The 14,592-nt window shown below is 56.6% G+C and carries 12 protein-coding genes; 7 read left to right on the forward strand and 5 right to left on the reverse strand.

Annotated elements, in window-relative coordinates:
- The first annotated feature begins 162 nt into the window (after window positions 1-162).
- Window positions 163-2,505 carry a mechanosensitive ion channel gene (locus K3727_02355; protein ID UWQ91675.1) on the forward strand — a complete coding sequence of 781 codons (2,343 nt, stop codon included), beginning with the start codon at window positions 163-165 and terminating at the stop codon, window positions 2,503-2,505.
- Window positions 2,506-2,705: 200 nt separating this feature from the next.
- Here the strand turns inward: K3727_02355 and K3727_02360 are convergent, their stop codons facing one another.
- Genes K3727_02360 through K3727_02375 form a run of 4 tightly spaced genes read right to left on the reverse strand, consistent with a single transcriptional unit; the run spans window position 2,706 to window position 8,569 of the window.
- Entirely contained in the window at window positions 2,706-3,860 is a 1,155-nt protein-coding gene (locus tag K3727_02360) for an ABC transporter permease (GenBank protein UWQ91676.1), read from the reverse strand.
- Window positions 3,857-4,885: an ABC transporter permease gene (locus K3727_02365; protein ID UWQ91677.1), complete on the reverse strand. Its 1,029-nt coding sequence runs from the start codon at window positions 4,883-4,885 to the stop codon at window positions 3,857-3,859. The genes K3727_02360 and K3727_02365 overlap by 4 nt, the downstream gene beginning before the upstream one ends.
- Window positions 4,885-6,804 (reverse strand): ABC transporter substrate-binding protein, encoded by a 1,920-nt coding sequence (locus tag K3727_02370; protein UWQ91678.1) that lies wholly within the window; start codon window positions 6,802-6,804, stop codon window positions 4,885-4,887. The genes K3727_02365 and K3727_02370 overlap by 1 nt, the downstream gene beginning before the upstream one ends.
- Window positions 6,797-8,569, reverse strand: coding sequence for an ABC transporter ATP-binding protein (locus K3727_02375; protein UWQ91679.1), 1,773 nt, complete (start codon window positions 8,567-8,569; stop codon window positions 6,797-6,799). Before K3727_02375 ends, K3727_02370 begins: the two co-directional genes overlap by 8 nt.
- A gap of 271 nt (window positions 8,570-8,840) precedes the next feature.
- Between K3727_02375 and K3727_02380 the strand changes: the two genes are divergently transcribed.
- The 5 genes from K3727_02380 (at window position 8,841) to K3727_02400 (ending at window position 12,164) form a co-directional block, all read left to right on the forward strand.
- Window positions 8,841-9,326 (forward strand): class I SAM-dependent methyltransferase, encoded by a 486-nt coding sequence (locus tag K3727_02380; GenBank protein ID UWQ93244.1) that lies wholly within the window; start codon window positions 8,841-8,843, stop codon window positions 9,324-9,326.
- A gap of 96 nt (window positions 9,327-9,422) precedes the next feature.
- Window positions 9,423-10,559 carry an acetate/propionate family kinase gene (locus K3727_02385; GenBank protein UWQ91680.1) on the forward strand — a complete coding sequence of 379 codons (1,137 nt, stop codon included), beginning with the start codon at window positions 9,423-9,425 and terminating at the stop codon, window positions 10,557-10,559.
- A gap of 67 nt (window positions 10,560-10,626) precedes the next feature.
- The gene (locus tag K3727_02390; GenBank protein ID UWQ91681.1) at window positions 10,627-10,887 is read left to right on the forward strand and encodes a DUF1272 domain-containing protein; all 261 of its coding nucleotides are present in this window, start codon (window positions 10,627-10,629) and stop codon (window positions 10,885-10,887) included.
- Window positions 10,888-11,019: 132 nt separating this feature from the next.
- The gene (locus tag K3727_02395) at window positions 11,020-11,448 is read left to right on the forward strand and encodes a helix-turn-helix domain-containing protein (protein UWQ91682.1); all 429 of its coding nucleotides are present in this window, start codon (window positions 11,020-11,022) and stop codon (window positions 11,446-11,448) included.
- Window positions 11,449-11,564: 116 nt separating this feature from the next.
- A complete protein-coding gene (locus K3727_02400) occupies window positions 11,565-12,164 on the forward strand; it encodes a L,D-transpeptidase (protein ID UWQ91683.1) in 600 nt (199 codons plus the stop codon).
- Between the two features lie 8 nt (window positions 12,165-12,172).
- On the opposite strand, the gene K3727_02405 is transcribed toward K3727_02400, so the two are convergent.
- Window positions 12,173-13,450 carry an FAD-binding oxidoreductase gene (locus K3727_02405; protein ID UWQ91684.1) on the reverse strand — a complete coding sequence of 426 codons (1,278 nt, stop codon included), beginning with the start codon at window positions 13,448-13,450 and terminating at the stop codon, window positions 12,173-12,175.
- Between the two features lie 120 nt (window positions 13,451-13,570).
- Here K3727_02405 and K3727_02410 point away from each other — a divergent pair, with 120 nt between their 5' ends.
- A complete protein-coding gene (locus K3727_02410; protein UWQ91685.1) occupies window positions 13,571-14,476 on the forward strand; it encodes a LysR family transcriptional regulator in 906 nt (301 codons plus the stop codon).
- The last annotated feature ends 116 nt before the right edge of the window (window positions 14,477-14,592 follow it).

Here is a 14,592-nt window from a genome sequence, read left to right on the forward strand (position 1 = left end):
TGCCTTATCCTGTGTGCCTGAAACTTGCAACGCGATGAGGATCATAACCCCACGCCATCAGGTTGATTTGCCGGGACACGGTCATTTTTTAGCGCGTGAATTGCGCATGTGTGGCAGGTCGAGTAGCTTGCTGTGTAACTTTATCACGGATGTGAAACACTTATGCTGCACTCCCTTTTCCGCCTGCTGTCTCTGTTGGTGTGCCTTTGGGCCATTCCCGTCGCTGTTACGGCCCAGTCGATAACGACCGGCGAAAGCACTTCGGACCTTACTGCCGCTGTACGCGAAGCGGCAGACGCCGGAGTGAGCGTGATTGTCATAGACGGGCAGGGGCAGTTGCTGTCGGGTCCGCCGACGTCCGAGGATGGCGAGGACGAAACGCACGATCCCATGGCTACGGCGTCTCCTTTGATGCAGGCTCAGTCTGAAATTGATGAATTCCGTCACGAGCTCAAATCCAGGCTGGCGGCTTTGCCGTATTCGATATTCGAAGTCCAGTATGTCTTGCGCGAGACCAGCCCTGACGGGCGATTGATGACATTTGTCGAAGTGGTCGGATGGTGTGTGCTGTTGCTGTTGTTCGGCCGGTGGGTGTCGGTCGAATTGTATGGCAAGCGGATCGCACGGCGGTATGTCGTGTCGAGGATCATGGAGAACCCACAGGGCTATTCCGACAAGATGCCGTTCCTGGTGTTCCGCTTTTTCATGGGGCTGGTTGGAACAATCGTGGCGATGGTATTTGCCTATGTCGCCGGGTACCTCATTTTTGGCGCGGCTGATGAACTGTCAATCGAGTTCACGGTCACAGCAGTCTTTACTGCATTTTTTCTCGCCAGGACTGTTTCGGACATGTGGCGCATGGTTCTGTCGCCATTCCTCAGCCAGTACCGGATTCCGTTTTTCTCGGATCGGGATGCTAAACGCCTGTATATTTGGGCTTCGGCATTGGCGACGTATGACATCGTTACCGTGGTGTTTTCGACGTGGGTTGCCGACTTTGGGCTGAACTACAACGTGTATGCGATGGTCTATGGGGCGACGACGCTGGTTGGATCGTTGCTTAATATTGCGATGATTCTGTTCAACGCCCGTGCGATCACCGGTGCCATGCTGGCAGGGCGTCGGCGCGAAGACGTATCCTGGGTGGTGCGGGTTCTGACTGTGGCATGGGCACCTTTCTGCATGTTTTATGCCATCTTCGGCTGGCTCGAACTGGCCTTTGATCTGGTTCTGGAACGCCCGGTTTCGGTGCCGTTGATTGCGGGTACCTATATCGTTTTGATGACAATCATCACGGTCTACGGGATCGTTAATTTTGTAATCGAACGCTATTTCAGCCGGTCACGTGAAATTCGCCAAATGAACGAAGAGGCCGAGGCCGTTCGGGACGCGATAGCGTCGGGGGACGTGGATGATCTGGACGCGTTGGATACACCCACCGTTTATCGTCACCCGATTTCATCGTTCGAAGAACTCGCCCGTCGTGCGGCCGGGATCCTGGCCTTTGCCATCGGCCTTTTGGCATTGCTCAGCATATGGGACCCGGATCTTGCATGGTTGAAAGGAACCTACACCGAGAGGCTGGTGGACGTGATCGTCATCATCTTCATCGGCTATCTCGTCTATCATTTTTTCCGAATTTGGATTGACGGAAAAATCGCCGAAGAAACATCGGATGTGAGCGAAGCAGAATTGGGGGACGAAGGTGGCGCAGCAGGCGCGAGCCGCCTGGCCACTTTGTTGCCCTTGTTTCGCGGTGCAATTCTGGCAATCGTCGTCGTGTCGATCGGCTTGATCGCTCTAATGGAGCTCGGGGTGAATGTCAGTCCGCTGTTTGCCGGTGCCGGTGTTGTTGGTCTGGCAGTCGGGTTCGGATCGCAAACATTGGTGCGAGACATCTTTTCCGGAGCCTTCTTTTTGGTGGATGATGCGTTCCGCAAGGGAGAGTATATCGACATCGGAGATGTCAAAGGAACTGTCGAAAAAATTTCGGTTCGTTCGTTTCAGTTGCGCCACCATCTGGGCGCCCTGCATACGATCCCTTTTGGAGAGATCAAAGTCCTGACCAATTATTCTCGTGATTGGGTGATCATGAAATTACCGCTGCGCGTCACCTATGACACGGATGTGGAAAAAGTGCGAAAGCTGGTCAAGAAGCTGGGGCAGGAGTTGCTGACTGATCCGGTGATTGGGGATAACTTTATTCAGCCGTTGAAATCCCAGGGTGTGATTGAGATGCAGGATTCGGCCATGATCATCCGGGTCAAATTCATGACCAAACCGGGCGATCAATGGTTGGTCCGCAAAAAGGTTTTCCAGGACATTCGTGAGATGTTTGAACGGGAGGGGATCAAGTTTGCTCACCGTGAAGTCACGGTACGTCTGGCTGATGAACAAGCCGAGAAGATGACGCCCAAGCAGAAAGAAGCCGCTGTAGGGGCAGTCCAGGCCGCCATTGATGAAGATATGATGGCGGATTTGAATGAGGGTGGGGATGATCGCTGACCCGTGGCCAAAGCGGCGAAAAATTTTCTAAAATTTTTTCCAAGACTTTTAAAAAAGTCTTGGCCCCGCCGAAGACCTGTAATGACCCGCACATCCGCCAAGTCAGGTGTGCGGGTCATTGCATTTTGACGCTGTATCCTGGGCCATATCAACTCGAATGGAATGGGGAATGCCGTAGAGAAGGCAATCACCACACCATTTTATTGTTGATAAGGATCCAAGCTGTCGCGCAACCCGTCTCCGAGGAAATTGAAAGCCAGGACGATCACGACAATCGGCAACATTGGAATAGCCGTCCAGGGGTAGATTTCGATCGATGCCAGATTCTGGGCATCGTTCAACATCACCCCCCAGCTGACTGCTGGCGCTCGCAAACCGAGCCCCAGGAAGGACAAGGCTGTTTCACCCAGTATCATCGCCGGAATGGATAGAGTTGCAGATGCAATCAGGTGCGACATGAAGTTGGGCAACAGATGTTTACGAATAACCCTGCCTGAACTGGCCCCCATCATTTCGGCGGCTCGTACGTATTCTTCCTCACGAAGTGACAGGAATTTCGCGCGTACCGAACGGGCCAACCCCGGCCAGTCGAGGATTCCCAGAATGACCGAAATGATGAAAAATACTGCGACAGGTGACCAATTGGACGGCACCGCTGCGGACAGGGCCAACCACAACGGCAGTTCTGGAAGGGATCTCAGGATTTCGATCACCCGGTTGATCACCCAATCAATCTTGCCTCCGAAATACCCGGCAACGGATCCAAAGAAGATCCCAAGCACAAAAGACACCGTGATTCCAATCAGCCCCACGGTCAAAGAGAGTTGAGCCCCATACAGGATGCGGCTGAAAACATCGCGCCCCAATCTGTCCGAGCCCCAAAGGAATACCGTTGAATCATCGGACGCGCAAAACAGGTGGGTATCAGATGGAATCAACCCAGCCAGCTTGTATTCCTGGCCTTCGCAGAAGAAGTCGAGCTGGAGCGGACGGTCCAGGTCTGGCACGAATTCCCACTGGAATGTTTCCAGATTGGCTTCACTCTCCACTGGATAGATAAAGGGGCCCAGAAATTCACCATCGTGGAACAAATGCACCGATTGAGGGGGTGAGAACAAATGATCCGGGTGGCGTTCGTTCGGCCCATAAGGGGCAATGAACCCAGCCACCGGCAGCAACAGGTAGCAGATCAACAGGAACAACCCGGAAATCAATCCCAACTTGTGGGATTTGAACTTGCGCCAGATCAGCAGCCAATTCGGCGCATCCAGATCTGCCCGCTCCAGTTGCTGAAGGGACACCTGCGGATCATATGGGGCGTCATCGACATAGCGGCCATCGGGGAGTTTGCTCATGCGTCACGTCCCTCATATCGGATGCGCGGGTCAAGGATCACCAGCAGAACATCTGAGATCATTGTTCCGATCAGCGTTAGAAGGGCCACGAACATCAGAACGAACCCGGACAGGAACATGTCCTGAGATTTCAGCGCCTGTAGCAACGCGGGCCCGATGGTTTGCAGACCCAGCACCACAGACACCAGAACAGAGCCGGACACCATTGACGGCAACAGGTTGCCGATATCCGCGACAAAGGGATTAAAGGCGACACGTAACGGGTATTTGGTCAACATGCGGGATGGCGACAGACCTTTGGCGATGGCGGTTTCCACATAAGGTTTGCCCAGCTCGTCCAACATATTGGCACGCAGGCGCTGCATCATGGCCGATGCACCGGATGTGCCGATCACAAAGGTTGGAACAATCAGGTGAACGAGAATGGATTTCACCTTGTCCCAGCTCATCGGTTCGCCTTCAAATTGGGGATCCATCAGCCCGCCGATCGGCAGGTCAAAGAGCTTGTGACCATAGTAGAACAGGATCAACGCCAATAGAAAATTGGGCGTCGCAAGCCCCAGATAACCGACAAAGGCAGATGTATAGTCGACCCAGCTGCGCGACCGGGCCGCGGCGAGTACGCCCAATGGAAGAGCGACCAGATACACGAACAGAACCGCTGCGAGATTGACCAGAACTGTCAACCACAGGCTGTCTCCGACAATTTCGGATACCGGCCGGTCGAATTCAAAGGACCAGCCGAAATTGCCCTGGATCATGCCCGAGAACCCGTGGGGGCCGGGCATGAAACCCATCCAGATCATATATTGCTGCCACAGGGGGCGGTCGAGCGCATATTCGGTTCGAAGGAATTCGGCCTTGGCAACACCTGCAGATTGCCCCGAGGCCCTCAGTTCCGCGATCTGGTTGGACAGATAATCGCCTGGCGGCAGGTTGATAATGACAAATACCATCACCGACACCACCAGCAGCGTCAGCAGCATGGTTCCAAATCGGTAGATGGCATAACGCAGAATGTCCATCAGCCGTCACCGCCCTCAAAGAAAAACTCGTCCATCCGATGAACACCAAAGTGAGCGCCGGGATCCCAGGCCCACATGCCTGTTTCCGGAATGTTGCGCAAAGTGTTGGACACCACGACGGGCTGTGGCGCTTCGGCCAGGATGCCAATGCCGTAGATCTGATCTGCGTGAATCTTCAGCATTTCGGTCCACGCACTTTCACGCTCTGCATCGGTCGAGGCGCGATCCCATTGCAGCGCCAGCTCCATCAGACGCTGGGCTTCGGGCATATCGGGTGCTTCGCCGACTTCGCCATCAGTCTGATAGTATTGGCCCCACTTGGGCCAGGCCAGGAATTCCTGATGGCGCGGAGCGAGATAGCTGGGTGACGTATATGTTTGGGGGAGACCATTGTCCCAACCGAACCAGACTGACGCCATGGCTGAACCGGAAAACACCCGGTTGCGAAGGATGTCGCGATCCAGTGGCCGTTGAACCAGCTTTACGCCAACGTCGCGCCAGTCATCAGTGATGATTTGAAGGGCGTTTTCGACCTCCTGGCGTTCACCGGCAGTTTCGATCACGAACTCCATCGGGCGTCCGTCGGGCAATTTGCGAATGCCGGCCCCATCCCGGTCCCCCAATCCCGCTTCGTCCAACAGTTTGTTGGCCATGTCGGGATCATAGGCGGCCCAGGCGTCACGATTGGCCTGTTCAAAGAACGGGCTTGCGGGCAAGACCGTCATGGCACCGGGTTTGGCCAGCTTGAAGTACAAAGCCTTGTTGATGGAATCGCGGTTGATGGCCAGGCTGAGCGCCCGCCGAACACGGACATCGCGCAACACATTGCGCCAGACATCGCCCGCAAAGTTCAGATTTGGATAGATGGCGATTTGCGAGGCAACCCCGGTTTTCCACAGATAGGTCCGATAGTTGCCACCGTCCTTTTCGCCTTTTCGCAGGATTGGGATATCACGAAAGCCCAGTCCGCGGGCCTGGATTTCGGCCTCTCCAGCGTTGGATTTCGCGGCCACCAAACCGGGCGAGACAATCTCCATTTCGACCACGTCGATATAGGGCAGCTGCAGACCCTTGGAATCGACGCGATGGTAGTAGGGATTGCGCACGAACAGATGGCGTATCTTTTTGCCCGAGGTCGCGTTCACCCATGGCTGCAAGGTCGGCAGTTCGTGGTTGTCGAACTTGTACATATTGTCGAGTTTGTTGTGCAGGGCCGGCCAGCTTTTGACCCGATAATAATCCACCTCTTCGGCCAGAACGGTTTCGTCGGCGTATTTTGCATGAAAGGTTTTCAGGAAATGCGCTGGCCGATAGATAAAGGGTGGACGCGCCTGTGCCAGGGATTGCAGGAAATTTGGGTTGGGATTGGCCCATTCATAGACCACCGTCTGTGCATCAGGAAAAGAGACCTGGGGCAGTTCGCCTTCGATGCGCAGGAAATCCGGCGGACCGGCGGGGCTCAGCAAAGGGCTATTGGCGACGTCTTCCCACCAGTACCTGAAATCTTCAGACGTAAAGGGTGCGCCATCTGACCAGCGATGGCCTGTACGCAGCTTCAAAGTAAACTTGCGGTTGTCTTCGTTTTCGTAAGCGGCCAGCAGATCCGGACGCAAGATATAGTTTTCATCGTATCCAATCAGGCGGGCATACCCATAGACGACCATTTGGCGGATGTCCTTGGACCGTGTCACCATGGTGTTGAGCGTGCCGCCCTGGATTCCGAACACCCGACCTTTGTCCTCGAGATTCACGACCAGGGGATCTTCTGGAATGCGTTCCTGAACCGGAGGCAGATCACCGCTGTCCACTTCTTCCAGAAAAAACTCACTTTCCTGCATGTGGGGTGCGGCAAACACTGACATCGGAGCCAGAGCGGCTGCCAGCACGAGCGAGGTGATGGATTTGGGAAGATTAAACATGACAACGTACCTTGTGGCCGGGTTCCAGCTCGATCAGCGACGGGACAGCAGAGGGGGTAAAGCGGAACTGCTCGGACCAGCTGTCCGGACTTCCGGCGCCCAAAGCGACCAGTTTCAAGTTGATGGGGCGGTCAATATCCGGGGTTGGCTGCGCCGCGATCAGCGCCTTGGTGTAGGGGTGTTTGGGGTCGTGAAACAGCGTCTCGGGGCTGCCTTGTTCAATTATCAGCCCCTGGCGCATCACCGCGACTTCGTCAGCAATGCGGGCAACCACAGCCAGATCGTGGCTGATGAACAGATAACTCAATCCCTTGCGGTCCTGAATCTCTTCGAGCAGAGACAGGATCTGTTCCTGTACCGAAACATCCAGCGCCGAAGTGGGTTCGTCGCACACAATCAGCGTGGGGTCCAACATAAGAGCACGGGCAATCGACAAACGCTGCCGCTGACCGCCTGAGAATGCGTGCGGGAAACGCATCAACATGTCCGGGTTCAACCCGACCTGTTGCAGCATCTCGGCGGCCTTGTCCTTTTGTTCTGAGCGGTTGCCGATCTGGTGAATTTCCAATGGCTCGGTCATTGCGCCAAGAACCCGCATTCGGGGGCTAAGCGACGAATAGGGGTCCTGAAATACCATTTGGGCTTCGCGCTGAAACGCGGTTCGTGCGGCGCGATCCATCTGGTGAACGGCAGTGGCCGGAGAATCGGGATGAGGTCGAAACCAGACTTCGCCGCCGGGGTCCGGAGGCTCGGCTCCCAGTGCAATCCGTGCGGCAGTGGTTTTGCCCGACCCGCTTTCGCCGACAATGGCCAGAGTTTTGCCCCGCGGCAACGACAGGTCCACACCACGGCATGCATGAACCAGCGTTTCGGGTTTCCAAGGTGATGCGCTGCGCAGTTTGTACGTCTTGTTGACTGCCTTGAGTTGCAGGATCAGATCTGTGGTCGAGGAATCCACGACTGCGGCTGCGGCATCGGGGATGGATGGAGCCGCGTTGAACAGTTGCTGGGTATAGGCATGGGCAGGTGCGCGCAGAATCGCTTCGGCAGACCCGGACTCCATGATCCGGCCCTTGTGCATCACCACCACCTGTTCGGCCATATTGGCGACCACACCCAGATCGTGGGTTACCAAGATCATCGCCATCCCGGTATCGCGCTGAAGCTCCTTCATCAGTCCGAGCACTTGGGCCTGTGTCGTTACATCCAGTGCCGTGGTGGGTTCATCTGCAATCAGTAAATCGGGCTTGGCCACCATGGCCATGGCGATCATCGCCCGCTGGCGCATCCCCCCCGACAATTCAAAGGGATAGGAACGATACGCCCGTTCCGGATTAGGAAAGCCGACGCGCTCAAAAGTTTCCAGAACGGTTTTCTTGGCTTGGCTTTCGTTCTGGCCGCGATGCAGCCACAGAACTTCGGAAACCTGATTGCCGATCCGGTGCAGCGGCGACAGGGACCGCATGGGTTCCTGGAAAATCATGGAAACCGTGTCACCACGCACCGCGCGCATGCGCCGTTCGGTCATGGCAGTTAGATCCTGTTCCCCCTTTGAACCGCGCAGGATTATGCGCCCGGAATGGATCCGCGCAATCCGGGGCAGGATGCGCAGCACAGCCCGGCAGGTGACTGTCTTGCCCGATCCGCTTTCGCCGACCAGGGCCAGAGTTTCACCCGGTTGCACTTCAAAGCTGACGTCGCGAACCACAGGCGCGCCATCGCCAAAACCTATGCTCAGATCTTCGACTGATAAAAGGGGCTGCATTCAGGCACGCCCACCTTTCAGCCGATCCAAATGCATCACGTCTTCATCCCCCAGTTTTTTTCTTACCTTGGCAAGCCGCGCCCATGTTAGTCAAACCCCAATTCCCGTGTTTTTCGGGACTTACGTATGGAAAGGCCGTTTGCGCTGCCTAATAGTGCCGCTTTGTATCATTGAAGTGTGGAATGAAGGTCATACATCTTTTGGCCTACACATTTTTGTTATTCTCTGACATCACCACTGCCATTCCCATTGCCAAGGAGCATGACCCGTGATCACCCGCCTTGATCTGTTCATTGACCGGATGGTGTCCCAGCGCGCCTGCCTGGATTTCGCCATTGCTGAAACCGATGACCTGACCGGACCCGTGTTCGAGCTGGGTCTGGGGAACGGACGCACCTTTCATCACATGCGCGAGAACATTCATGGGCGCGATGTTTATGTGTTCGAGCGCGCGGTTGCATCACATCCGGACAGCACGCCAGCCGAAGAATTGACCATTCTGGGGGATGTGATGGAAACCCTGCCGCAATCGCTGGAGCGGTTTGGTGCAACGGCCAGCCTGATTCACGCGGATCTGGGGGGGCACAATCGTGCCAAGAATGACGTCTTTGCCCGCGCGGTGTCCCCGTTGATCGAGCCGCTTTTGGCACCTGGTGGGTTGATGGTGTCTTCGGACCGGATGTATTTCGACAACATGATTGAACTGCCGTTGCCCGACGGCGCGGTCGAAGGTCGATGCTTTATTTACAAGAAGTGATGATCTCTGGGGGGCGTGACCTATGTCGGCCTCCCAATCGGGGGCTGGCGTCAATTCTGGATCAACGCGGCTCTCGCAACGGACCAAGGTGACACCATGAACGCAATCCTGACCCTGAACGCTGGTAGTTCGTCGATCAAATTCGCGGTCTACAGTGATGCGCCCGAACCCGAGTTGTTGCAAGTCGGGCAGGTGGAGAACCTGGGGCCCATCGCGCAATTGACGCTGAACCGCACGGCAGCGCGCCCCATCGGCCCAGCCGATCACGCCAGCGCCCTGCCTGCGATCCTTGAGGCTGTGTCACCGGTGTTGGCGGGGCGCGAACTGGTCGGTGTCGGCCACAGGATCGTGCATGGTGGAAAAAGCTTTGTTGCCCCTGTTGTGTTGGAGGCGGAACAGCTGACCCAATTGGAGGCGCTGGAACCGCTGGCCCCGTTGCATCAGCCCCACAATCTGGCCACGGTTCGGGCGGCGCAACGGGCATTTCCCGATGTTCCACAGGTGGGGTGTTTTGATACGGCATTTCACGTGGGGCATCCGATGGTGAATGATGTGTTTGCCCTGCCGCGCCGGTTTTACGAAAAGGGTGTGCGCCGCTATGGGTTTCACGGGTTGAGCTATGATTACATTACCCAGACGCTGCGCCGGGATTATCCGGAACTCGCCGCAGGGCGGGTGGTCGTAGCACATCTGGGGAATGGCGCGTCGATGTGCGCAATTCGCGATGGCCAAAGCATCGGATCGACAATGGGGTTTTCGGCGTTGGATGGCCTGCCGATGGGCACGCGATGCGGTCAGCTGGATCCAGGTGTGTTGCTGTATCTGATGGATCAAGGGCTGAGCCGCGAGGCGATTACTCATATCCTGTACAAGGAAAGCGGGCTGAAGGGGTTGTCGGGGATGAGCCACGACATGCGCGCGCTATTGGCCAGCGATGATCCGCACGCGGCCGAGGCAATCGACTATTATGTTTTCCGCATCAGGCGTGAATTGGGGGCTATGGCGGCTATTCTGGGCGGCATTGACGGGCTGGTGTTCTGTGGAGGCATTGGAGAAAACGCGGCTCCAATCCGCGCACGTGTGCTGGACGGGATGGAGTTTCTGGGGCTGCATCTGGATGCGTCGGCCAACAGGGCAGGTGGCCCGCTGATCAGTACGGGCCAAGCCCATGCTTTGGTTATTCCAACAGATGAAGAGCGGGTTATCGCGCGCGCTGTTGTGCGCCTGTTGTGACCGGGATGGTGTTGGGGGTGGAAGGTGTTACTGTGTCACCCAATCAAAGGCATTCAGGACCCTGACCATGCTCAAGCTCAAGCCGAACTGTGAATGTTGTGATGTCGATCTGCCGCCGAACACCGATCAGGCACGGATCTGCACCTTTGAATGCACATTTTGCAAAGACTGCGCGGATCGGCATTTTGACGGGGTCTGCCCGAATTGTGGCGGCAACCTGGTGTCCCGCCCGATCCGTCCCACGGCGCTGTTGCACAAGTTTCCAGCCTCGGCAGAGCGGTTTATCAAAGATCATTCGGCGTGCCGAAAGGCGAGCGATCCAGGGTAGGTCGTTTGACGCAACAAAGGGGGCCAATAAGGCAGGTCGGATATCTGTCCGCGTGCTACCCACCCCGACCCTGGGGGCCCGCCCAAAGGGCAAGAACCCCACCAGCCCCTGTTCAAAATTGGAGATCCAGACGTGTTCACGATTGGCACCTTGTCCCGAAAAACCGGAACCAAGGTGCAAACCATCCGCTATTACGAACAGATTGGTCTGATGCACGAACCAGGGCGGACTGCGGGCGGCCAGCGCCGCTATGATTCTGCGGATTTGGATCGTCTGGCGTTTATTCGCCATGGACGCCAACTGGGATTTGGGCTGGTGGCCATTCGGGAATTGCTGGATCTGGCTGACAACCCGGATCAGCCCTGTTCGAATGCGGATTCGATTGCCCAGCGGCAATTGGTTCAGGTGCAGCAGCGGTTGCTGCGGTTAAAGGCGCTCGAAAAGGAATTGAAGCGGATGATTGATGACTGCGACGGCCACACGGTCAGCAATTGCCGGGTGCTGGAAGTTCTACGGGATCATTCCGAATGTCTGACGGATCACGACAACATCGGTGAATGAGCCGTCTTTGGGGGGAGCTCACCCAAACGTGAAGCGAATTGGGTTGAAGAAAATCGGGCCGATGCCCTGATGATGGTTGGCGATCTACCGAATCCAATAACGATAACGAGCAGGCCATGACATCCCAAAGACTGACGCGCCGAACGGTGCTTTTAACTGGCGCAGCGTATGGCGCTGCTGCCGCACCGTTGCTGGCGCAAACTGGAATAGCCGCCGGTGAACCGGTTGAACCGGCCTTGGCTGCTCCACCGGTGCGCCGAAACATCTCGTCCTTTCGGGCGGCCAATTGGCAGGACCATTTTGACACGCTGAAAGACGGTGCGATCCTGTGCGACATCGACTCGCGCGCGGTTCAATTCTGGTCAGAAGATCAAAGCGTCTACAAGATGTACCCATCAAGCGTTCCGCTGAGCGAGGACCTGACAAAACGCGGCTACACAACTGTCATTCGCAAGGTCGAAGGCCCCAGCTGGCGACCGACCCCGTCGATGAAAGAACGTAACCCGGAATGGCCGGATTATTGGCCTCCGGGTCCGGACAACCCGCTGGGCACCCACGCGCTTTACCTGTCATGGCAGTATTACCGGGTCCATGGCACCGGCGACACCCGCAAGATTGGTCGCAAATCGTCGAATGGCTGCGTCGGGCTTTACAACGAACATATCGCGGAACTCTTTGCCCTGGCCAAGGTCGGGACGCAGGTGAAACTGTTCTGAAGGCCCGTTTAGAAGCGATCCTTGACCAAATGTGTCAGGGACGCGCCGGTTTCGTAATAGGCCTGGCGGAGTCCGGCGTATGGCAGGTGGTGATGGATGACAGGCGGTACCGGCAAACAGTCGGGATTGCCTGACAGCAGGGACCGGGCCATGCGTTGACCAAATACTGTTCCAGGCCCAATGCCGCGTCCAGAGTATCCAAAGGCCACCAGGGCGGTATCACCCAACGATTGGATCTTGGGCAAATATTCGGCGGTCATGGCAATCCGCCCATACCACGCCTGTCCCAGCTGCAGTCCTGACAGCTGCGGAAACATTCGGTTCAACTTGCGTAGCAACCAGCTGCGATGGATCCCGCTGGCTGGGTGCCCCAGATCGCCCATGGCCCCGATGATCAATCGCCCGGCCTGATCCAGACGCCAGGAAGACATGACCAGCGCTGTGTCCCAGCACCCCTCTTGATTGGGCAAGATGGAATGGCGCTGGGCGTGGCTCAGCGGCTCGGTGGCTGCCTGAAAGTAATGCACGGGAATGACACGCGGCGTGATCATGCCTTCAATTGGCAGGGAATAGGCGTTGGTTGCCACAATTAGATTGTGGGCCGTGATCTTGCCCTTTGGAGTGACAACGCACCAGCCATCCGGGGTTTTGGTGACAGAGATCGCAGGTGAATTCTCATGTATATGTGCCCCCGCATCGACGGCGGCCCGGGCCAGCCCTTTGGCATAGGCCAGCGGTTGGATGGTTCCCGCGCGTGGGTCAAACAACGCACCATACACGCGATCAGATCCGACACGCGCGATGGTTTCGTCCCTTGATAGGAGTTGTACCGGGGCTCCCAGCGCTTTCTGCTGGTCGTATCTATTGGTGAGATCCGTCATGCCTGCAGGAGCATGGGCGCAATGAAGGGTGCCTTTGCGAACTGGCTCACACTGGATGTCATGGTCTGTGATCAATTGAAAAACCAGATCCGGCGCAGCGGCGAGCATTCTGGTCAATTGCAAACCTGTGACCTCTCCCAACCGGTCTATGATGTCATTGGGCGGCAACCACATTCCGGCATTGACCAGCCCGACGTTGCGCCCTGATCCGCCCCAGCCGATTTCGCGCGCTTCGATGAGCCGGACTTTGGCCCCGTCCTGAGCGGCGTGCAGCGCGGCGGACAAACCGGTATAGCCCCCTCCGATGATCGCCAGATCTGCCTTTGCTGATTGGGTCAGCGCAGCGGCGTTCGCGGTTTCGCGGCAAGATTTGTGCCACAGGCTGTCTGACAGTTCCGATGTCATGGCTTGGTCCAGTTCGTTGAGCGTTCTGATCGCCCGGAAAAGCGGGGCAAAAAGATGCCTTCCATATCTCCACAACTATTCCTATTGAAACAAATTCCAAAAGCCATGAGTAATCATCATATGATAGCACCACGTAGATTGCTTCCTTCGGTTCCCTCCCTGCTTGCGCTCGAAGCTGTGGATCGGCTTGGCAGCGCCTCGGCAGCCGCCGAAGACCTGTCTCTGACCCAAAGCGCGATCAGCCGTCAACTGAAGCAACTGGAAGAACAGATGGAGGTCGAACTGATCTCGCGAGACCAGATGCGGCTCAGGTTAACGCCTGCAGGGTCCGAGTTCGCGCGGGAAGCACGGTTTCTTCTGTCCCGACTGGCGCAGGCTTCGGTCAAGCTGCGCGCCAATCGGGCAGGAACCAGTTTGGACCTGTCGATACTCCCGTCTTTCGGGCTCGGCTGGCTTGCGCCCAGGCTCAGGGACTTTGCCCGACTGCACCCGGATATAACGGTGAATTTGCAGACTCATACGCTGCCGTTTGATTTCGGTACACGGGCAGCTCAGGCGGCCATTCACTATGGCAAACGGGATTGGCCTGATGTGGAGTATGTTCGGTTGATGTCCAAACGGGTCCGGCCCGTGTGTGCGCCGTCGTTGATCGGCGAGGGCGTGTTACAATCTGCGGACCTTCTGGGAATGCCATTGCTGCATCTTCAGGATCATCCGGATCGCTGGGAGCGATGGTTTGCCCACCAAGGGGTGCAGGCCAAGGATCTCCAGGGGATGTTGTTTGACCAAAGCGTGACCATGACTCAGGCTGCAGTGCATGGATTGGGAGTGGCTTTGCTGTCCACTTTCCAGGCGCAGGAGGAAGTTGACCGAGGGCGCTTGTGCTATGCAACACAGGATACCGCTGTCGCCATGGGAGACTACTTTCTGGTGTGGCCGCGGGCGGAGACGGGCCAGCAATCTTTGACAGCGTTCCGGACGTGGTTGGTCTCACAGGCTCTTCAGGAGGAAGAGGGCCCCGGGTGACGCTGTGGGGCGACTCGGGGTTTGTTCCCCAAACCGGACTTTCCAAATGGCGAACTGAATGAGTCGAGTCGCGCAAATCCTATATTTGGTATTGGTTTCATTGAGCGCTACCAAAT

The organism is Rhodobacteraceae bacterium M382 (genome assembly GCA_025141015.1).
Lineage (GTDB): Bacteria > Pseudomonadota > Alphaproteobacteria > Rhodobacterales > Rhodobacteraceae > Aliisedimentitalea > Aliisedimentitalea scapharcae.